Below are 17766 nucleotides of genomic sequence, written 5' to 3'. Positions count from 1 at the left end.
GTCTTACAACTTTCCGAAGCAATACATAATTACATATTTCTGCGATACTGACCTCCTACTTCAAACAAGGCCGATGTAATTTGACCCAATGAACACACTTTTGTTGCTTCCATAAGTTGCTCAAATATGTTTTCATTATGAATGGCAGCATGCTGAATCTTTTGAATAGCAGCTTCCGTGAAAGAACTATTTCCTTCTTGAAGGTTCTTCAACATATTAATTTGATACATTTTCTCTTCTTCCGTAGCACGAATTACTTCCGCAGGCAATACCGTTGGAGATCCTTTACTGCTTAAAAAAGTATTCACTCCAATAATTGGAAATTCACCGTTATGCTTCAATGTTTCGTAATACAAACTCTCTTCTTGTATCTTGCTGCGTTGGTACATGGTTTCCATAGCACCTAACACACCGCCACGTTCTGTAATACTATCAAACTCTTTTAAAACAGCTTCTTCTACCAAATCGGTAAGTTCTTCAATAATAAATGATCCTTGAATCGGATTTTCATTTTTCGCCAATCCTAGTTCTTTATTGATAATTAACTGAATTGCCATCGCACGACGCACACTTTCCTCAGTAGGCGTAGTAATTGCTTCATCATACGCATTCGTGTGTAACGAATTACAGTTATCGTAAATTGCATACAAGGCCTGTAACGTTGTACGAATATCATTAAAGTCAATTTCTTGGGCATGCAACGAACGTCCTGAAGTTTGAATGTGATATTTCAACATTTGCGCTCTTGGATTCGCTCCGTATTTCTCTTTCAATGCTTTCGCCCATATTTTACGAGCCACACGACCAAATACAGAATATTCTGGATCTACTCCATTGCTAAAGAAAAACGATAAATTAGGACCAAAATCGTTGATATCCATTCCACGACTTAAGTAATACTCCACATACGTAAATCCGTTAGAAAGTGTAAACGCTAACTGCGTAATTGGATTCGCACCCGCTTCAGCAATATGGTATCCACTAATTGAAACCGAATAAAAATTACGAACCTGCTTTTCTATAAAATATTCCTGTACATCTCCCATCAATCGCAACGCGAATTCCGTAGAGAAAATACAGGTATTTTGTGCTTGATCTTCTTTTAAAATATCTGCCTGAACCGTTCCACGAACTTGCATTAAGGTCTCAACCTTAATCTTATTATACACATCTTGTGGCAACACTTGATCTCCAGTAACGCCTAACAGCATTAAACCTAAACCATTATTACTCTCAGGCATTTCACCTTGATATGCCGGTCTGTCAATCCCTTTATCTTTAAATAGTTTGGCTATTTTAGCCTCTACTTCGTCTTCAAGACCGTTTTCCTTGATGTATTTTTCACAATTCTGATCGATAGCCGCGTTCATAAAGAACCCTAATAACATAGGTGCGGGTCCATTAATCGTCATACTTACTGAAGTCATTGCGTGGCTTAAATCAAAACCAGAATACAACTTCTTTGCATCGTCTAAACAGCAAATAGAAACTCCTGCATTCCCTATCTTTCCGTAGATGTCGGGACGAAGATCTGGATCATTTCCATATAATGTCACACTATCAAACGCTGTTGAAAGTCGTTTTGCAGGCATTCCCATACTCACATAATGAAAACGACGGTTGGTACGTTCTGGGCCACCTTCCCCAGCAAACATACGTGCAGGGTCTTCACCTGTTCTTTTAAATGGATACAACCCTGAAGTATACGGAAACTCCCCGGGAACATTTTCCTGAAGCGTCCAACGCAATATATCACCCCACGCTTTGTACTTAGGCAAAGCAACCTTCGGAATTTGTGAATGCGAAAGTGATTCGGTATGCGTATTTATATTGATTTCCTTGCCACGAACTTTAAAGGTATAAACAGGATTTTTATATTTTGCTACTTTTTCGTCCCAACCTGTAATTACTTCCCAGTTGTACGGATTAAGATTCAGTTTCACTCTATCAAACTCAGCTAAAAGTAATTTAATAAGGTCTTTATTTTCTTCGGAAGTAGGTATAGCTTCACTTACGATTCCTGCTTTATCTAATGTAGGTATCGCTCCTGAAACAGACTCAATGGTTTTGAATATTCCGTATAATTTTTGAGCAACTTCAGCTTGTATATCAGCTCTTTTGTCATACCCTCTATTGTTTTCAGATATTTCTGAAAGGTAACGTGTCCGTGCTGGAGGAATCACAAAAATCTTTTCAGACATTTCATCTGAAATTGCATAATTACTCACCAAGTCTGAAGCTGTTTTAGAAACAATTTCATCCATGACCGCTTTGTACAGTTTGTTCATCCCAGGATCATTAAACTGAGAAGCAATGGTTCCATACACAGGCAGCTCTTCTTGCGGAGTTTCCCACAATTGATGGTTACGCACGTATTGTTTTTTAACATCCCGCAACGCATCTAACGAACCTCTTTTATCGAATTTATTAATCGCTACTAAATCAGCAAAATCGAGCATGTCAATTTTTTCCAACTGTGTGGCTGCTCCAAATTCTGGAGTCATTACATATAACGAGACATCACTGTGCTCTAAAATTTCGGTATCACTTTGTCCAATACCCGATGTTTCTAAAATAATTAAATCGTACTCCGCTGCTTTTAACACCTGAATTGCTTCAGCCACATACTTAGACAAAGCTAGATTACTCTGTCTTGTAGCCAAACTACGCATATATACACGTGGTGAGTTAATCGCGTTCATTCTAATTCGATCTCCAAGCAATGCTCCTCCTGTTTTCCGTTTGGAAGGATCGACCGAAATTAAACCAATAGTTTTTTTAGGAAAATCTATTAAAAAACGACGTACCAACTCATCGACTAATGACGACTTACCCGATCCACCTGTTCCTGTAATTCCAAGGACTGGTGTTGAAATAGATTTATTTTTTTCATGAATTTTTTGAAGCGCATCTTTCGCAATTTCAGGAAAATTTTCAGCAGCAGAAATAACACGAGCAATTGCACCTGGTTCTTTTTCTGAAAGTTTATCAACTTCTCCATGTAAGGCATCTCCAATTGGATAATCGGAGGTCTTGACTAAATCATTAATCATTCCTTGTAATCCTAAAGATCTTCCATCGTCTGGCGAATAAATACGGGTAATCCCATAAGCCATCAATTCTTCAATTTCAGAAGGTAAAATGACACCGCCACCGCCACCAAAGATTTTGATATGCTCTGCTCCCTTTTCTTTTAGCAAATCATACATATACTTAAAGTACTCATTATGCCCTCCTTGATAGGAAGTCATAGCAATAGCATTTGCATCTTCTTGTATGGCTGTATTCACCACTTCCTCTACACTCCGGTCATGTCCTAAATGTATCACTTCCACACCCGTAGACTGTATGATACGGCGCATAATGTTAATAGCGGCATCATGTCCATCGAACAGAGAAGCTGCAGTTACAATTCTTACTTTATTTTTAGGTATATACGGTGTTTCTTGTTGCATTGTTAAAAGATATAGCTTTTGAAGCTGCAAATTTACATAAAAGCTAATAACTTGTCCTATTGTTTATCGTATTATCAGTCTGAAAAAAAACAGACCCTAATGGTATTATTTTGTTTTTTTTTTGTATATTGCAAGTCATTATTATAACAATTAAAAATTTCAACATTATGAAAAAAATTTACTTATTAGCTATTACTGTAATGGCATTTTCTGTATCAGCAAACGCTCAGTTTAATGATGATATGGAATCATACAACCTAGGTGAAATGGGATCTCAATCTGATCATTGGGACACTTGGTCTGGTAATCCAAACACAGGAGAAGATCTTACTGTTGTAGATATCGAAGCTCAATCTGGATTCCAATCTGGATATGTTGGTGCTGGTGAAGGACCACAAGATGTAATGTTACTTTTCGGAAACAAAACAACAGGTACTTGGACTAGTACTTTCTCTATGTTTATTCCAACTGGAAAAACTGGATACTTTAACTTACAAGGTGAAACAAGCGCAACCGGCGGAGCTGGTGGTGGTGGTGGTGGAGTATTTAACTCTCCAAACTTAGTTTTCAACAACACACAATCTGCTGCTGGAGCTCCTGGTTTAGGTGGTGCATACGGTAACGTAGATGACCCAACTGCTCTTTACGAGTGGAATTACCCAGAAAATACTTGGTTTGAAATTAGTATTGAATTCAACTTACTTGACCTACAATGGACAATGACTGTTGATGGAACTACTTTAGCTCCTCAACCATTTGATGCTGATGTTACTGCTGGTGGTATCGACTTTTTCGCTATCGACGCAAACAATGAGTACTACTTAGATGATGTAACTCTTTCTGCTGAAGGTGGTGTTAGTGATTTTGACGCTGATTCATTTAGTGTTTACCCTAACCCAGTAAAAGATGTACTTAACATTAGCTCTAAAGTAGCTGTTGACGCAGTAACTATTTATGACGTTCTTGGTAAAGTTGTAGCTCAATCACAACCAGCTGCTATTTCTCCAAAAGTTGACATGAGCGCTCTTTCTTCTGGTGCTTACTTAGTACAAGTAACTATCGGAGATGCTTCTAAAACTATCAAAGTTATTAAATAAGACTTCTTATTTTTAAACTTATAAACTATAAAGACCCTTCAAAATGAAGGGTCTTTTTTTTACCTTTACATTAAAATTACCACACTATGTTTTATAAAAAAATTGCGTTAATCTGCCTATGCTTTATGAGCGTCTCTTGTGCTGAGCTGCAACAAGTTGTAAACACTTTACCTAATGGACAAACAGGAACCGGAACCCTAGACATTGCGGCTGGATTACGCCAAGCATTAGATCTAGGTATTGACAAACAAGTAAGTAAACTTACCCAAGAAAATGGTTTTTACGGAAACTCAATGGTTAAAATTTTGCTGCCCGCAGAACTTCAAAAGGTAGATAAGACACTTAGAGACATTGGACTTGGAAGTCTTGCAGACGAAGGATTAAAGGTCTTAAATAGAGCGGCAGAAGATGCTGTAGGTGAAGCAACCCCAATTTTTGTAGACGCAGTAAAACAAATTACATTTGCGGATGCAAAAAACATCTTATTAGGAAATAACACAGCAGCAACTAGCTACTTAGAAGGAAAAACCAACACAGTTCTATACTCGAAATTTAACCCCGTAATTAAAAACTCTTTTTCAAAGGTTGGAGCAGATCAAGTTTGGACAAATATTATTACCAAATACAATACAATTCCTTTTGTACAAAAAGTTAATCCAGACCTAACTGACTATGTTACTACAGAAGCTTTAAAAGGGGTTTATAAGATGATAGGCGTAGAAGAACAACAAATAAGAACAAACTTATCATCTAGAACTACAACGCTCTTACAACAAGTATTTGCGCTTCAAGATTAATGCAAACTTTTAAAATAAGTAAAAGCATTTTGCAATCTTGAACCATACCAACTAAAATACTCACCATCTATTAAAAGCACTTCTTTTTGAAGTGCTTTTTTAATTTCTTTAATATGCTTTTTCTTAAAAGGATACGGCTCTGAAGACAGTAACACCAAATCTACTTTTCTTAATTCTGAAAGTGACACTTCTGGATACCTTGTGTTTGCATCGGAAAGAATATTCTCAAATTTATTTTGCGCTAACATTGCATTGATAAACGTATTTTTTCCAGCAATCATATAAGGATTCTTCCAAATAAGATATGCCACTTTTTTAACGGGCTTATCCTTCATATATACTGAAAACAAAGCCGCTTCTTTAGATATAGTAACACAAACTTCGGAAGCTTTTTCAGAAACATTAAAAATTTCACCTAATTGAGAAATCATCATTAACGCATCGTCTAAAGTAAAAATATCACTCACCCATACCGGCGCAATACCCGAACAAAAAGCTACAATTTCTTCGGTATTCTCCTCTTTGTTACAAATAATAATGTCGGGCTGAAGTTTTCGGATTTTATCAAAATCTACTTTTTTAGTACCCCCAACAACAGTGCTCTCTTTTCGCAAATTATGAGGATGTACACAAAATTTAGTCACCCCCACTAACTTTGAAGCTAGGCCAAGATCAACTAATAATTCTGTCTGAGAAGGGACGAGAGATACAATTCTTTTAGGAATTTCAGGAAGATCAACAGCTCTATTTAATTGGTCCTTAACGAGCATTTAAAATAGCCTCCATTTGTTGTTGAAGTTTGACTGCTTCCGCTGCAGCAGCTTCCGCAAAATTAGTTTCTGAAGAAGCGTATATTATTCCGCGAGAAGAATTAATTAACAATCCAATATCTTTTGTCATTCCGTAGTTACAAACTTCTGATAAACTCCCACCTTGCGCTCCTACACCAGGAACTAGTAAAAAACTATCTGGAACAATCTTTCGAATATCTGCCAAAAATTTAGCTTTAGTAGCACCAACAACATACATTAGATTTTTACTATTAACCCACGTTTTTGAAGTTTCTAGTACTGTTTTATACACCTCTGTACCCTCCACCATTTTGGTTTGAAAGTCGAATGCTCCCTTATTAGAGGTAAGTGCTAAAAGTATTGTATGCTTATCTGTAAAAGCCAAAAAAGGCTCTACAGAGTCTTTACCCATATAAGGAGCAACCGTAACAGAATCAAAGCCCAAGTCCTCGAAAAATGCTTTTGCATACATGGTAGATGTATTGCCTATGTCACCGCGTTTTGCATCGGCTATGGTAAAAATATCGGGATGATTTGTATTTAAGTATTGTATGGTTTTTTCAAGCGCCTTCCAACCTTTTAATCCGTAGGCTTCATAAAAAGCAGTATTCGGCTTATAAGCAACTGCAAGATGATGTGTCGCATCTATAATAGACTTATTAAACGCAAAGATAGGGTCTTCTTCGTCTAATAAATGTTTTGGAATCTTGTCTATATCCACATCTAAGCCGATGCATAAAAATGATTTTTTATTCTGAATTTGTTGTACAAGATCGCTGGTTGTCATAGCTCCTAATTAAAACGTCTCTCCAGATTCTTTTAACTTTTCAGTATTACTCACCAACTGAAGCTCATCAATGATTTTCTGAATATCGCCATCAATAATATTACTTAAATCGTATAATGTTAGCCCAATACGGTGTTCCGTAACACGTCCTTGCGGATAATTATACGTTCTAATCTTAGCACTACGGTCACCACTAGTTACCATAGAACCACGCTTAAGCGCATCCTCGGCTTGTTTTTTGGCTAACTCCATATCATACAAACGAGAACGTAACACCTTAAATGCTTTCTCTTTGTTTTTATGTTGTGATTTCTGGTCTTGACATTGCGCAACCAATCCTGTAGGAACGTGTGTTAATCGAACTGCAGAATAAGTTGTGTTTACAGATTGCCCACCTGGTCCTGATGAACAGAAAAAGTCTATACGCACATCTTTCGGATTAATTTCAACGTCAAATTCTTCCGCTTCAGGAAAAACCATCACTGTTGCAGCACTAGTATGTACGCGTCCTTGTGTTTCGGTTTGTGGTACACGTTGCACACGGTGAACCCCTGCTTCAAAACGAAGCGTTCCGTAAACATCATCACCTTCTATTTCAAATTGAATTTCTTTAAAACCTCCACTCGTACCTTCACTAAAATCTACAACACTGGTTTTCCACCCTTTACTTTCACAATACTTTGTGTACATTCTATACAAATCACCTGCAAAAATACTTGCCTCATCTCCACCTGTTCCTGCACGAATCTCCATCACTGCATTCTTAGCATCTTCTGGATCTTTAGGAACTAATAAAAATTTTATTTCCTCTTCAAGTTGCGGGATTCTAGCTTTCGCTTCCTCTAACTGCATTTTGGCCATTTCAACCATTTCAGCATCACTTCCGTCAGAAATAATTTCTTCAGATTCGGATATATTATTTGTAAGTTCTAAATATTCTCCCCGCTTATCCATTAAAGTGCGAAGATCTTTATACTCTTTATTAAGCTGAACATACCGTTTCTGGTCTGTTATTATATCTGGCTGGATAATAAGGTCACTTACCTCATCGAATCGTTGTTTTACTATTTGAAGCTTTTCTAACATAAAAATTTTATAATCGTAGCAAATTTACGATAAATAACTATAACTGAAGGAAAGAAAACTAAAATGAAATCTATTGATTTTATAGAAAGAAAAAATAGAATAATTAAAATATACGTTGACTCAATTTTTCACTTTCAACCTTCTCTATCATACAGTAGTTTACTAATAAATAAAGACTGGTAAGCAATAAAAACCTAGAGATATAAACCGCCGCATTGCCATATGCAAAATCATAATAACCAATAGCTCTAAATATTTCAGCAAAAAGAATTGCAAATACGAAAAGCGCAAATATAAGAGATGCTTTTGTACTATGTAAAAAATTATAAAGTAGGGCTAAAAAACATAATACCAGTAAACTCATAGAGCCTACAAGTATTAATGCATAGTGAGCACTACTAAACGTATAATCTTTTGTCATGTAAACAAACTCATACAACAAATACCCATTGAAAAGAACTAAAACCGTTAGCAAGCTTATAAAATATGAATTCATTTTCTTAAAACTCACTTTCGGGAAAATTGCGCGAATTAGTATTAAAACGGCAATTAAATTAAAGATTAGAGATATAATTGCCAATGTATTTTTTTCATACCAAACTACAATGAAGCTTGATAATCCATAAAATAGAAGAAATAAAACTAACAGAGGATTCTCTTTTCTCTTTTTAAAATACAGAAGAAACCCAAGAAAGACAAAGCAACAAACCGCTCGAAGCATGCGGTATAAAAAATAATTTTCTTCGTGATGTACTCCAATACTAAAAGCAAGCAAGATTAAAGCAACAATTGCCAAAACTCTTTTGTATTCTTTTTGTATCAAACGAACCTTCAATATGTATTTATACTTTTACATAAGATAGGAATATTCCTATTAAACAAAAAAAGATCTAATAGATAAATTCCCCATACTCTGAAGTAATTGTTAATTGTTTTGATTCCGAAGCTTCCACGCGTCCAATTATTTGCGCATCTACATTAAACTTCTTCGAAATTTCAATAATATCATTGGCTATTTCTTCGGAAACATATAGCTCCATACGGTGCCCCATATTAAACACTTGATACATTTCTTTCCAATCTGTTTTACTTTCCTCCTGAATTAACTTAAACAATGGAGGCACTGGGAAAAGGTTATCTTTAATGATATGTAATTGATCTACAAAGTGCAGCACTTTGGTTTGAGCACCGCCACTACAATGAACCATCCCATGAATGTCTTTATTATTGTATTTTGAAAGGATTTTCTTTATAATAGGCGCATAGGTTCGTGTTGGAGACAACACCAATTTCCCTGCGTTAATAGGGCTATCCGAAATAACATCAGTAAGTTTTTTTCTTCCAGAATAGACTAAATCTTTTGGAACAGATTGATCAAAACTCTCAGGATATTTTGAAGCCAAATACACATCAAAAACATCGTGACGCGCAGAAGTTAATCCATTACTCCCCATACCTCCGTTATATTCAGTTTCGTAGGTGGCTTGTCCAAAAGAAGCCAATCCAACAATAACATCGCCAGGTTTTATATTCGCATTATCAATAACATCTGCGCGTTTTATACGAGCAGTAACTGTAGAATCAACAATAATGGTTCGCACTAAATCACCAACATCTGCAGTCTCACCTCCAGTTGAATGAATGGAAACTCCAAATTCATTTAGATCTTTCAACAACTCTTCGGTACCATTAATAATTGCTGAAATTACTTCACCAGGAATCACATTTTTGTTACGCCCAATAGTTGAAGACAATATAATATTATCTACTGCTCCTACACACAACAAGTCATCTACATTCATGATTAGCGCATCTTGCGCAATGCCTTTCCAAACGGAAATATCACCCGTTTCTTTCCAATACATATACGCCAATGAAGATTTTGTTCCTGCTCCATCTGCATGCATTATCAAGCAATACTCTTCATCTCCTGTAAGATAATCTGGAACAATTTTACAAAATGCCTTTGGGAATAATCCTTTATCTACATTTTTAATTGCATTATGCACATCTTCTTTACCGGCTGAAACACCACGCAGTGCGTATCGTTTTGAAACTTCTTGACTCATCGAAATAGCTATTATTTAGCAAAAGTAAGCATTAAAAAAAGCCCACCAAAGTGAGCTTTCCATTATATAACAAAATCAAATAATTAATTTTCCCAATCTGCCATAGAAGCATTCTGAAAAAGAAGCTCAAAATTTGACTCCAGTACTTCAAAATTATGGAAGTATATATTTTTAGTCGAGCCTATACCTACACCTACTTGCGTGTATATCACCTCATTCTCATTTGGTGAAAACCTAGGATCTATATTATTAAATCCAACTTCAACTCCTGTATCTAAATCTCTCGGATTTGTTGGATCATTATTATCATAAATATACAATCTAGCTTTTTGCAAATAATACTCTGGCAACTGACTTCCAGATTCATCATAATAGTACAACAGTTTGCTTCCATCTACATTTAAATCCAATCCTCCTGCACCACCTGGTTGTCCTGTAAGCGCTGTATATAGAAGATTACCTGAAATATCAATTGTATAAATCTCTACATTATACCCATAAAGATTATTTGTTTTTATTGCGATTATGTCGTTAAACCTACTCCAATCAACCTCAGTTATAAAATTACCATTTGAAGTTTCATAAAACTTTGCTTTCCCACTTCCATCTGCATTAATGATATATAATTTTTCGAATGAAGGATATAAAAATCTATCTCCAGAAGGCGACCACGCGAAATCTACTTCGTCAAAATTAAACCCATTAACAGGTTCAGAATTTGTCACTTGAAATTGACCTGAACCATCTTCATTCATGGTAAATAAATGAACTGCTCCACCAACGCTTCTCAAAAAAGCAATTTTACCTGTTTCCGTATTCCTTCTAGGTCTCCAACTATTAGTTCCGCTAGAAGTTAATGCAAATTCGTTTCCTAAATTATCTCCCGAATAAATTACATTATTATCGCCAACTTTCCGAACAAACAAATAATCCAACTCTGGCGATGTCGTTGTTTTAAAACTAAACAACTCACTTAAAACAGGTGGATTAACACCATCTACAACTGAAATCTGCCAAAAATATTTGGTTCCAAAATTTAAGCCATCTTCTACTGTAAAGGTATTTTCTTCAATCCCCGTAAACTCCAATACATCAGAGTTGCTATCATTATAAAGTATTAATGTATACTCTAAAGTATCTGTATCATCATTGTCTGTTGCCTCCCATTCAAATTCCACTTCTAAAGCTAAATCTTCAGAATTATTTTCAGGTGCTATCAGAAGCGGTGTCGACGGAGGGGTATTAGAACTGTTTGATAAATTCAATTCAAATATAACTTCAACGGCTCCGTTTGCAAGTACATTTGCAGCTTCAAAACCTGACAAATAATCCTCCTTGTCTGCTTGCACAGAATAAGTACCTTCTGGCACATTATCTAGAGTAAACATTCCCTGAGAATCTGTAAAAACGGTACTTGTCGCTGGCTGCGTCGATATTTTAACATCTTGCAACACTTCATTACTTCCTGAAGCAACAACTATTCCTTTAATACTTCCTGTCTGAAATCCATCAATACGATCTTCACTACAAGAAGCGAAAACAAGAAGTAACAATCCAAGACTATATATATATAATTTATTAAGTTTCATAATACGCTGTATTAAAATCCAAGGTTGTAATTAACTCCTAAGGATATATTATAATAATGATCATCTCTTTTTCCATTAACAATATTGTCAATTTTATCTGAAAAAGAATAATTAAAATCACCTTGTAAAAAGAAAGAAAAACGATCTGCTCCCTGATATTCCAATCCAACACCGTATTGAATTTTACCAAAAGAGTCTCCTTTCTGTAGATATTTAAACGGAGAATTATCTACAAAATAAATAAGCCCTGCTCCTCCATATAAATAAGGAGATAACTTATCATTTGCCAAAATTCTATATTCAAGATTAAAGTCAGTAGCCATATACCAATACTTATTATCTGGAGCAGAAAACAGTCTAAATATTTTTTCATCTACACCTATTCGAAAAGAATTGGTAAGATGATATCTATATCCAATTGCAGCAGAAAAATCAGGCTCTCTTGTCGCTAAATCACCATCTATAATTGCACTCCCAACAGCTGCTTTAATACTGTGCTTTACCCCTTTTCTAAAGTTTCTATCGTACAAACCAACAGCTTCTTCTTCTTCTTTATCTTTTAAATATAACTCTGTAATAGCTTCATTCTCTTCTACGCCTCCAGCAGCTGCCCAAAGTCTATCTTTTATACCTTCATATATCAGACTTTCAACTGCTTTTTCAATTGCCTCTTTTACGGCAATTTCTGCAGGTTCATTTTTAGTATATCCAGTTTCAACTTCTAATAAACGTTGAAAATTTACATACCTGAATAACCCAGCATCAACCCCTTGCGAGAGTATTGTTTTTGAAACATACACCGTTTTTAAAACTTCTCCCGTAGAAGTAGAAACAGCTCTTAAATAAACTGTAATTCTATCTTGTCTATATTGTGTAGAACCTCCAACACCAAAATACCGTGCCCCTGCCCCACCGGTTAATATGTTCGAATCGTACGAAACAATCCCACCTTCTAAAATAATACCCGCAAACAATAATGGTGTCAATTTTTGAACCCTAGTCGGGTCTTCACTATATTCACTTCTAGTGGCACTAATAATTTTTCGTTCTTGTAACAAATTTGAAAGATTCTCTCTTTCTATAGGCCTAAACCATTTAGAATCTTCAAGCGCTTTCACTAAAATTGTAGTTGCACCCTGTGTTACGGCAGTACTAAAGGTACTTCCATTTGTAACAGGCTTGTATTGGCCCGTTTGGTCTTTAAAGTTATAAACCCCAACAACAACCTTTTTTTCTGGCTCAGGCAGATTTCTAATACTTGATGTTTGCGAAGTAAGCTCTCCAAGTCTAGCTTCTTGTTTTCCTACAGGTTGGTTAAAATAGGAACCACAACCTGTTATTAAAAACACCATAATAAGCGCACAAATTTTAAATACTATTTTCATTATTTATTTATTAATTTGGTACGATAATTTGTGTTTGTTCTCCTGAAGTAGTATCGAGAATATTGATTATTAAACCTTCAAGTCCTTGAGAAATTTCAACTTCTAACGATCCAAAAGTAAAGGAACCTGGCTGTAAATCATCTCCAGAAAATTGTTGCGTAAACAACTCTTGAGAAATTTTATTTAATAATTGTCTGTTTAAATTATCTGTAAAACTACTCAACGTAGTATTGTCTACCCCCTCTTCAATAGAAGGATCTGTAAATCCATTTTGCGCTGTGGCAGAGCTTAACATCCATTGATAATTGAATGTTTCTCCTCCAAATGACGGATTTACAGGCTTGTAGACCAGTTGCTGAGAAAAAAGATATAAAGGGGAAAGTACTGCAAATAAAAAGAGTAACTTTTTCACGATTAATAGTTAATTGATTAGTAGTTAAATATACACAAATTTACTTAAAATTTAATAGGATAACACTCACAAACAGTTAATATCGCTCAATTTGTTGACTCATATTTTTCTGATTTTGAATATATCTTGCAATATTACTTAGGGTTACTTTCGACATATTTCTTAAGTAATCGTCTTTAGGCCTCAAATAAAACTGGCTCACTAATGTGCTCCCAATTCTAACTTCAATTCTAGTGTTTCTTCCTAAAGCTAAAAATTCTTTTACAGATACAGTTTCCTCAGCGTTAATCTGACTATCATCGTAATCGTTGTAAAAATACCTGTAAAAATCTCTTCCAGGTTTTGTTCTGGTATCTTCAGTTACAATGCCTCGTAGGATTGCGGCATCGTATGTAACTTCTTTAAATACTTCTTTTTCAACTACAATAGGCTCTTGTTTTTCTGCTTCATTTTGCGACCACCTTGCTTTCCCAAGTAATTTCTCTTCGCTATTGTACACCAAAAACAAGACAATAACTTGAGCAGTATCTATTTTATTAATGGTTACTTCTGAAAGGATTTCACTCTTGAAAGAGTCTAATGAAAAATTACCCTCCTTTTTGGTTGTAGTTTGTTCTGCTGCTTCATTTTCTTTACGAAATATAGAAAAAACAAAACGTAAATCTTGATTCACTTCTGTAGCATTGGACGCTTTTGCTCTTAATTCTGTAAATTCAGTGTTTTCAGTAACTAGAATTTCTGCTGAAACATCAGCATTGTATTGGCTGTATCCTAAAAAAGGAATAAAAAGAAAAAGCATTAAAATAGTTCTTGTTGAAGAAATTTTCAAAACTTGAAAAATTAAAAACTATTTACAATAATTGTTTTATTAACACCCGTCATATTAATCTGAAGTCCGTTTGTAATAGAATTACTTCCAAACTTCTGAACATTCAAATTATCGCCATACTGAGTAATTACAGTATTAGAGGGTTCTTGTGAATTATGCACATAATCTGTAGCAACATTATTATCTCCTTCTTGAATTACTAATGAGCTTATTTCAGATGTGTTATAATTTAAATCGACAGCGTTGTTGTTTCCTTTCTGAAAAACTTCAACTTTAGATTGTGATGAAGTTACAGATATGATGGCTTTATTTGTGCCAATTTGCTCCACAAACACACTATTTCCAGGAGCCACAACTGGCCTAGCATCGACTTGACTCATCATTTTTGTATACTGATCAAGCTGTCCAGTTCCTTTTAAATCATCAATTTCAGTAGTTGTTTGAGCAAACCCAAACGACACACAGAAAAACAAAAACAAATAAGGTATTATTTTATAATTCATGATCTATTAGTTTAAAAAGGGTGCTATCCAAAAATGTTGGTTAGCACCCATAAAATTACTATAAATAAATAGCATTCACTAAAAAAGTGACGTATTAATTATTATAAATTTGTTTGTGTAACAACAACAGAGTTTGCACCTTGTTGTACTTTGTTACTAATGTTACCTGGTCCAGCTACAAGATTTGTTTGTGTTACAGTAGCGATGTTATTAGCATCTCCACCAAATAAATCTGTTTGAGTTAAATCAGATGAGTTATGCTCTCCATCTTGCGTAATATACGCTTCGTTAGTGTAAGGATCTCCTAATGGTCCTGGAGCATCTGCAGTTTGCACAGCGAAAGATACGTTATTACTTCCTGTTTGATCAACATCTGAGAAGTTCAAATCTCCTACTTGTTGTATAGAAGACACTTGGTAGTAACCATAAATACTACCAGAAGTACTCCCTGAAGAATCTTGATCTGAACTAGCAACGTTATTATCACCATCTTGAAATACTTGCGAATAGTTAAAATTACTTAATTGATCAACTGTAGCCATGTTGTCTGAGCTATCGTTATTAAATGTTCCTTGTCTCACAAAAGCATAATTTGTAATTTCTCCAGGAGCATTTGTTTGATTTACATCAGACTCATTACCATCACCCCATTGAATTACATCAGCATAGTTGGTTCCAATTTGATCAATATGTGAAATTTGATACCCAGCTGTTCCAGTCCAAGCACCATCACCACCATCTTGATAGACAACCGCCTGGTTAGCTCCTGTTTGATTAATAAAAGAGTCATTAGCTCCTAATTGATCTACATCAGCATCGTTTGCCCCACTTTGGTTCAAATCACTGTAGTTTACTAAGGTTGAAAAACTTGTTTGATCTACTGTACCTGTATTAGATCCAGATTGATTAACATCACTTAAGTTTGCTGTATTTGCTCCACTTTGAGCATAAACACCTCCGACAAATAATAGCGTTGCAACGCCTAAAATTACTTTTTTCATAATAGATAAATTTAAATTAATATTTGGTTAAAATTTGATTCCTATTAATAATAGCAAAGGGGAGGACATTAAGTGTATTTAGATTAAATCACTACTAGGGAATGAGTTTTCACAATCTAAACAGTATGTAGAACCTGGGACGGTTATTCTCAAAATAATCTAACATCACCTTGATACTTAGACAAATATATTTCTTTTTAACCAATTGTAAAATACGTACTTACACGTAGTAAACATTCAAAAATTGAATTTGTAGGAAAAAACCTATAAGTCAGTTTACCAGCAAAGGGTATAACTTGTTAAATTAACGTTAAAATGCAACTTACAAGCCCTGTTATTAAATGTTAATTTTTTGTTAAAATTAGTTTTTGCCTTAAAACACCAACAAGCATTAACATTCATATTATCAAATGGTTATGTTTATATCCTATAATTCCGATAGATTAATAAAAAGTCAGTTGAAGTTGATATCATTTATTTATAAAAATAAAACATCAAACCTAATGCTTGATGCTTTTTATAAAACAATAATTAAATAATTAATTGATTTCTATAGATTTGTTTGTGTTACAACAACAGTATTTGCTCCTACTTGATTTTTATCACTTGTGTTACCTGGTCCACTTACAAGATTTGTTTGTGTAACCATTGCAGTGTTGTTAGCATCTCCAGAAAATAAATCTTCTTGATGTAAATTAGATAAGTTATGCTCACCATCTTGTACAATAGTTGCTTCGTTTGTATAAGGATCTCCCATTGTCCCTGGTCCATATGCAAATTGGTAAACAGATGAAATATTATCATTACCTGTTTGATTAACATCTGCCCAGTTTAAATCTCCTCCTTGCTGAGTCAAAGCCACTTGGTAAAATCCATAAATTGTACCTGAAGATCCTCCTGTAGAATCTTGATTCGTATCAGCGACATTATTATCACCATCTTGAAAGTGTCGTACATAATTAAAATTACTTAACTGATTTATAGTAGACATGTTATCTGAACTATCATGATTAAAAGTTCCTTGATTTACTTCAGCATAATTTGGTAGTTCTCCTGGCGCATTAACTTGGTCTATATCAGAATCATTACCATCACCCCATTGAATAACATACGCTGAATTTTGTCCCGTTTGGTTAATATGTGAAACTTGATAGTTAGCAGTTCCAGTGTGAATACCACCACCCCCCTCTTGATGAACATTCGCTATATTCGACCCTGTTTGAGTTACATAAGAGTCGTTCGCTCCTATTTGGTCAATATCCGCATAGTTCGCGCCACTTTGGTTCAAATCACTGTAGTTTACTAAAGCGGAAAAACTTATTTGGTCTACAGTGTTATTGATGTTTGCTCCTGATTGATCAACTTCACTTAAGTTCGCTGTGTTGGCTCCACTTTGAGCATAAACTCCTCCAACTAATAATAACGTCGCAACTCCTAAAATTACTTTCTTCATAATGAATAAATTTATATTTGGTTAAAACTGAATTCTTTGTACTGATAGCAAAATGAGGAAATCTTTATTCTAACAAGTTCAAAAAAAACACTTTGGTATGGAGCGTTTTTAATTCTATGAAGCTGAACCTGGGACGGCTATTATCAAAAAAAAAATGATACTATTTTGATAATGAATCAAATGTATTTTAATTTATTCGTTTGTAAAATACGTATATACACGTAGACCACAATTAAAAGTTTATTTTGAAAGAAAAAGCTTTCAACTTTGTATTATTAACAGGTTATTCCCCATAAATTAAGGATTAAAACACCATAAACGTGCATTTTCATAAAAGTTAAAATTTTGTCAACAACATAAATATCCACCTTCTTAAACCTCAATGAATTAGATTATTTAAAACTACACTCTGTAAATACGATAGAACAAAGAACAACTATTAAATAGTTAAAAAATTAACCCATAAAAAAAACACCCATCAATTAAGATGGGCGCTTTTTTTATGGGTAATT

General features: G+C 34.7%; 15 protein-coding genes. 2 read left to right on the top strand and 13 right to left on the bottom strand.

Annotated features, from left to right (window positions below):
- Nucleotides 1-29: 29 nt before the first annotated feature.
- Nucleotides 30-3455, bottom strand: a complete 3426-nt coding sequence (locus tag BLQ00_RS11345; RefSeq protein ID WP_093144378.1) for a methylmalonyl-CoA mutase family protein — start codon at nt 3453-3455, stop codon at nt 30-32.
- A gap of 167 nt (nt 3456-3622) precedes the next feature.
- Between BLQ00_RS11345 and BLQ00_RS11340 the strand changes: the two genes are divergently transcribed.
- Both BLQ00_RS11340 and BLQ00_RS11335 read left to right on the top strand, forming a co-directional pair.
- The gene (locus tag BLQ00_RS11340; protein WP_139149398.1) at nt 3623-4552 is read left to right on the top strand and encodes a T9SS type A sorting domain-containing protein; all 930 of its coding nucleotides are present in this window, start codon (nt 3623-3625) and stop codon (nt 4550-4552) included.
- 86 nt (nt 4553-4638) lie between these two features.
- A complete protein-coding gene (locus BLQ00_RS11335; RefSeq protein WP_093144374.1) occupies nt 4639-5349 on the top strand; it encodes a DUF4197 domain-containing protein in 711 nt (236 codons plus the stop codon).
- On the opposite strand, the gene BLQ00_RS11330 is transcribed toward BLQ00_RS11335, so the two are convergent.
- The 12 genes from BLQ00_RS11330 to BLQ00_RS11275 all read right to left on the bottom strand — a co-directional run bounded on the left by BLQ00_RS11330 (nt 5346) and on the right by BLQ00_RS11275 (nt 17254).
- Complete coding sequence (locus BLQ00_RS11330) at nt 5346-6119, bottom strand: ABC transporter substrate-binding protein (RefSeq protein WP_093144372.1); 774 nt, start codon at nt 6117-6119, stop codon at nt 5346-5348. The genes BLQ00_RS11335 and BLQ00_RS11330 overlap by 4 nt on opposite strands.
- Nucleotides 6109-6927, bottom strand: a complete 819-nt coding sequence (pyrF, locus tag BLQ00_RS11325) for an orotidine-5'-phosphate decarboxylase (protein ID WP_093144370.1) — start codon at nt 6925-6927, stop codon at nt 6109-6111. Before pyrF ends, BLQ00_RS11330 begins: the two co-directional genes overlap by 11 nt.
- 9 nt (nt 6928-6936) lie before the next feature.
- Nucleotides 6937-8013, bottom strand: a complete 1077-nt coding sequence (gene prfA / locus BLQ00_RS11320) for a peptide chain release factor 1 (protein ID WP_093144368.1) — start codon at nt 8011-8013, stop codon at nt 6937-6939.
- Nucleotides 8014-8116: 103 nt separating this feature from the next.
- Nucleotides 8117-8836 (bottom strand): hypothetical protein, encoded by a 720-nt coding sequence (locus BLQ00_RS11315; protein ID WP_139149397.1) that lies wholly within the window; start codon nt 8834-8836, stop codon nt 8117-8119.
- A gap of 67 nt (nt 8837-8903) precedes the next feature.
- Nucleotides 8904-10082: an AIR synthase related protein gene (locus tag BLQ00_RS11310; protein WP_093144363.1), complete on the bottom strand. Its 1179-nt coding sequence runs from the start codon at nt 10080-10082 to the stop codon at nt 8904-8906.
- Between the two features lie 83 nt (nt 10083-10165).
- A complete protein-coding gene (locus tag BLQ00_RS11305) occupies nt 10166-11671 on the bottom strand; it encodes a carboxypeptidase regulatory-like domain-containing protein (protein WP_093144361.1) in 1506 nt (501 codons plus the stop codon).
- Between the two features lie 11 nt (nt 11672-11682).
- Nucleotides 11683-13056: a CsgG/HfaB family protein gene (locus tag BLQ00_RS11300; protein ID WP_093144359.1), complete on the bottom strand. Its 1374-nt coding sequence runs from the start codon at nt 13054-13056 to the stop codon at nt 11683-11685.
- 10 nt (nt 13057-13066) lie between these two features.
- Complete coding sequence (locus tag BLQ00_RS11295; protein ID WP_093144358.1) at nt 13067-13468, bottom strand: curli production assembly/transport component CsgF; 402 nt, start codon at nt 13466-13468, stop codon at nt 13067-13069.
- 76 nt (nt 13469-13544) lie between these two features.
- Nucleotides 13545-14267, bottom strand: coding sequence for a CsgE family curli-type amyloid fiber assembly protein (locus tag BLQ00_RS11290; RefSeq protein ID WP_093144356.1), 723 nt, complete (start codon nt 14265-14267; stop codon nt 13545-13547).
- Nucleotides 14268-14308: 41 nt separating this feature from the next.
- A complete protein-coding gene (locus BLQ00_RS11285) occupies nt 14309-14800 on the bottom strand; it encodes a hypothetical protein (protein WP_093144354.1) in 492 nt (163 codons plus the stop codon).
- 101 nt (nt 14801-14901) lie between these two features.
- Complete coding sequence (locus BLQ00_RS11280; RefSeq protein ID WP_093144352.1) at nt 14902-15801, bottom strand: hypothetical protein; 900 nt, start codon at nt 15799-15801, stop codon at nt 14902-14904.
- 550 nt (nt 15802-16351) lie between these two features.
- The gene (locus BLQ00_RS11275) at nt 16352-17254 is read right to left on the bottom strand and encodes a hypothetical protein (protein WP_093144351.1); all 903 of its coding nucleotides are present in this window, start codon (nt 17252-17254) and stop codon (nt 16352-16354) included.
- Nucleotides 17255-17766 lie beyond the last annotated feature (512 nt).

This window comes from Ulvibacter litoralis (assembly GCF_900102055.1).
Lineage (GTDB): Bacteria > Bacteroidota > Bacteroidia > Flavobacteriales > Flavobacteriaceae > Ulvibacter > Ulvibacter litoralis.
Note: the sequence above shows the minus strand (reverse complement) of the source record. Positions and strands in the feature narration are given on the sequence as shown.

What these genes read in the sequence shown, in the direction of transcription:
- BLQ00_RS11275 (WP_093144351.1), bottom strand. Translation starts at nt 17,254, where the DNA reads ATGAAGAAAGTAATTTTAGGAGTTGCGACGTTATTATTAGTTGGAGGA.
- BLQ00_RS11290 (WP_093144356.1), bottom strand. Translation starts at nt 14,267, where the DNA reads ATGCTTTTTCTTTTTATTCCTTTTTTAGGATACAGCCAATACAATGCT.
- BLQ00_RS11345 (WP_093144378.1), bottom strand. Translation starts at nt 3,455, where the DNA reads ATGCAACAAGAAACACCGTATATACCTAAAAATAAAGTAAGAATTGTA.
- BLQ00_RS11300 (WP_093144359.1), bottom strand. Translation starts at nt 13,056, where the DNA reads ATGAAAATAGTATTTAAAATTTGTGCGCTTATTATGGTGTTTTTAATA.
- BLQ00_RS11335 (WP_093144374.1), top strand. Translation starts at nt 4,639, where the DNA reads ATGTTTTATAAAAAAATTGCGTTAATCTGCCTATGCTTTATGAGCGTC.
- BLQ00_RS11305 (WP_093144361.1), bottom strand. Translation starts at nt 11,671, where the DNA reads ATGAAACTTAATAAATTATATATATATAGTCTTGGATTGTTACTTCTT.
- BLQ00_RS11280 (WP_093144352.1), bottom strand. Translation starts at nt 15,801, where the DNA reads ATGAAAAAAGTAATTTTAGGCGTTGCAACGCTATTATTTGTCGGAGGT.
- BLQ00_RS11330 (WP_093144372.1), bottom strand. Translation starts at nt 6,119, where the DNA reads ATGCTCGTTAAGGACCAATTAAATAGAGCTGTTGATCTTCCTGAAATT.
- prfA (WP_093144368.1), bottom strand. Translation starts at nt 8,013, where the DNA reads ATGTTAGAAAAGCTTCAAATAGTAAAACAACGATTCGATGAGGTAAGT.
- BLQ00_RS11285 (WP_093144354.1), bottom strand. Translation starts at nt 14,800, where the DNA reads ATGAATTATAAAATAATACCTTATTTGTTTTTGTTTTTCTGTGTGTCG.
- BLQ00_RS11310 (WP_093144363.1), bottom strand. Translation starts at nt 10,082, where the DNA reads ATGAGTCAAGAAGTTTCAAAACGATACGCACTGCGTGGTGTTTCAGCC.
- BLQ00_RS11340 (WP_139149398.1), top strand. Translation starts at nt 3,623, where the DNA reads ATGAAAAAAATTTACTTATTAGCTATTACTGTAATGGCATTTTCTGTA.
- pyrF (WP_093144370.1), bottom strand. Translation starts at nt 6,927, where the DNA reads ATGACAACCAGCGATCTTGTACAACAAATTCAGAATAAAAAATCATTT.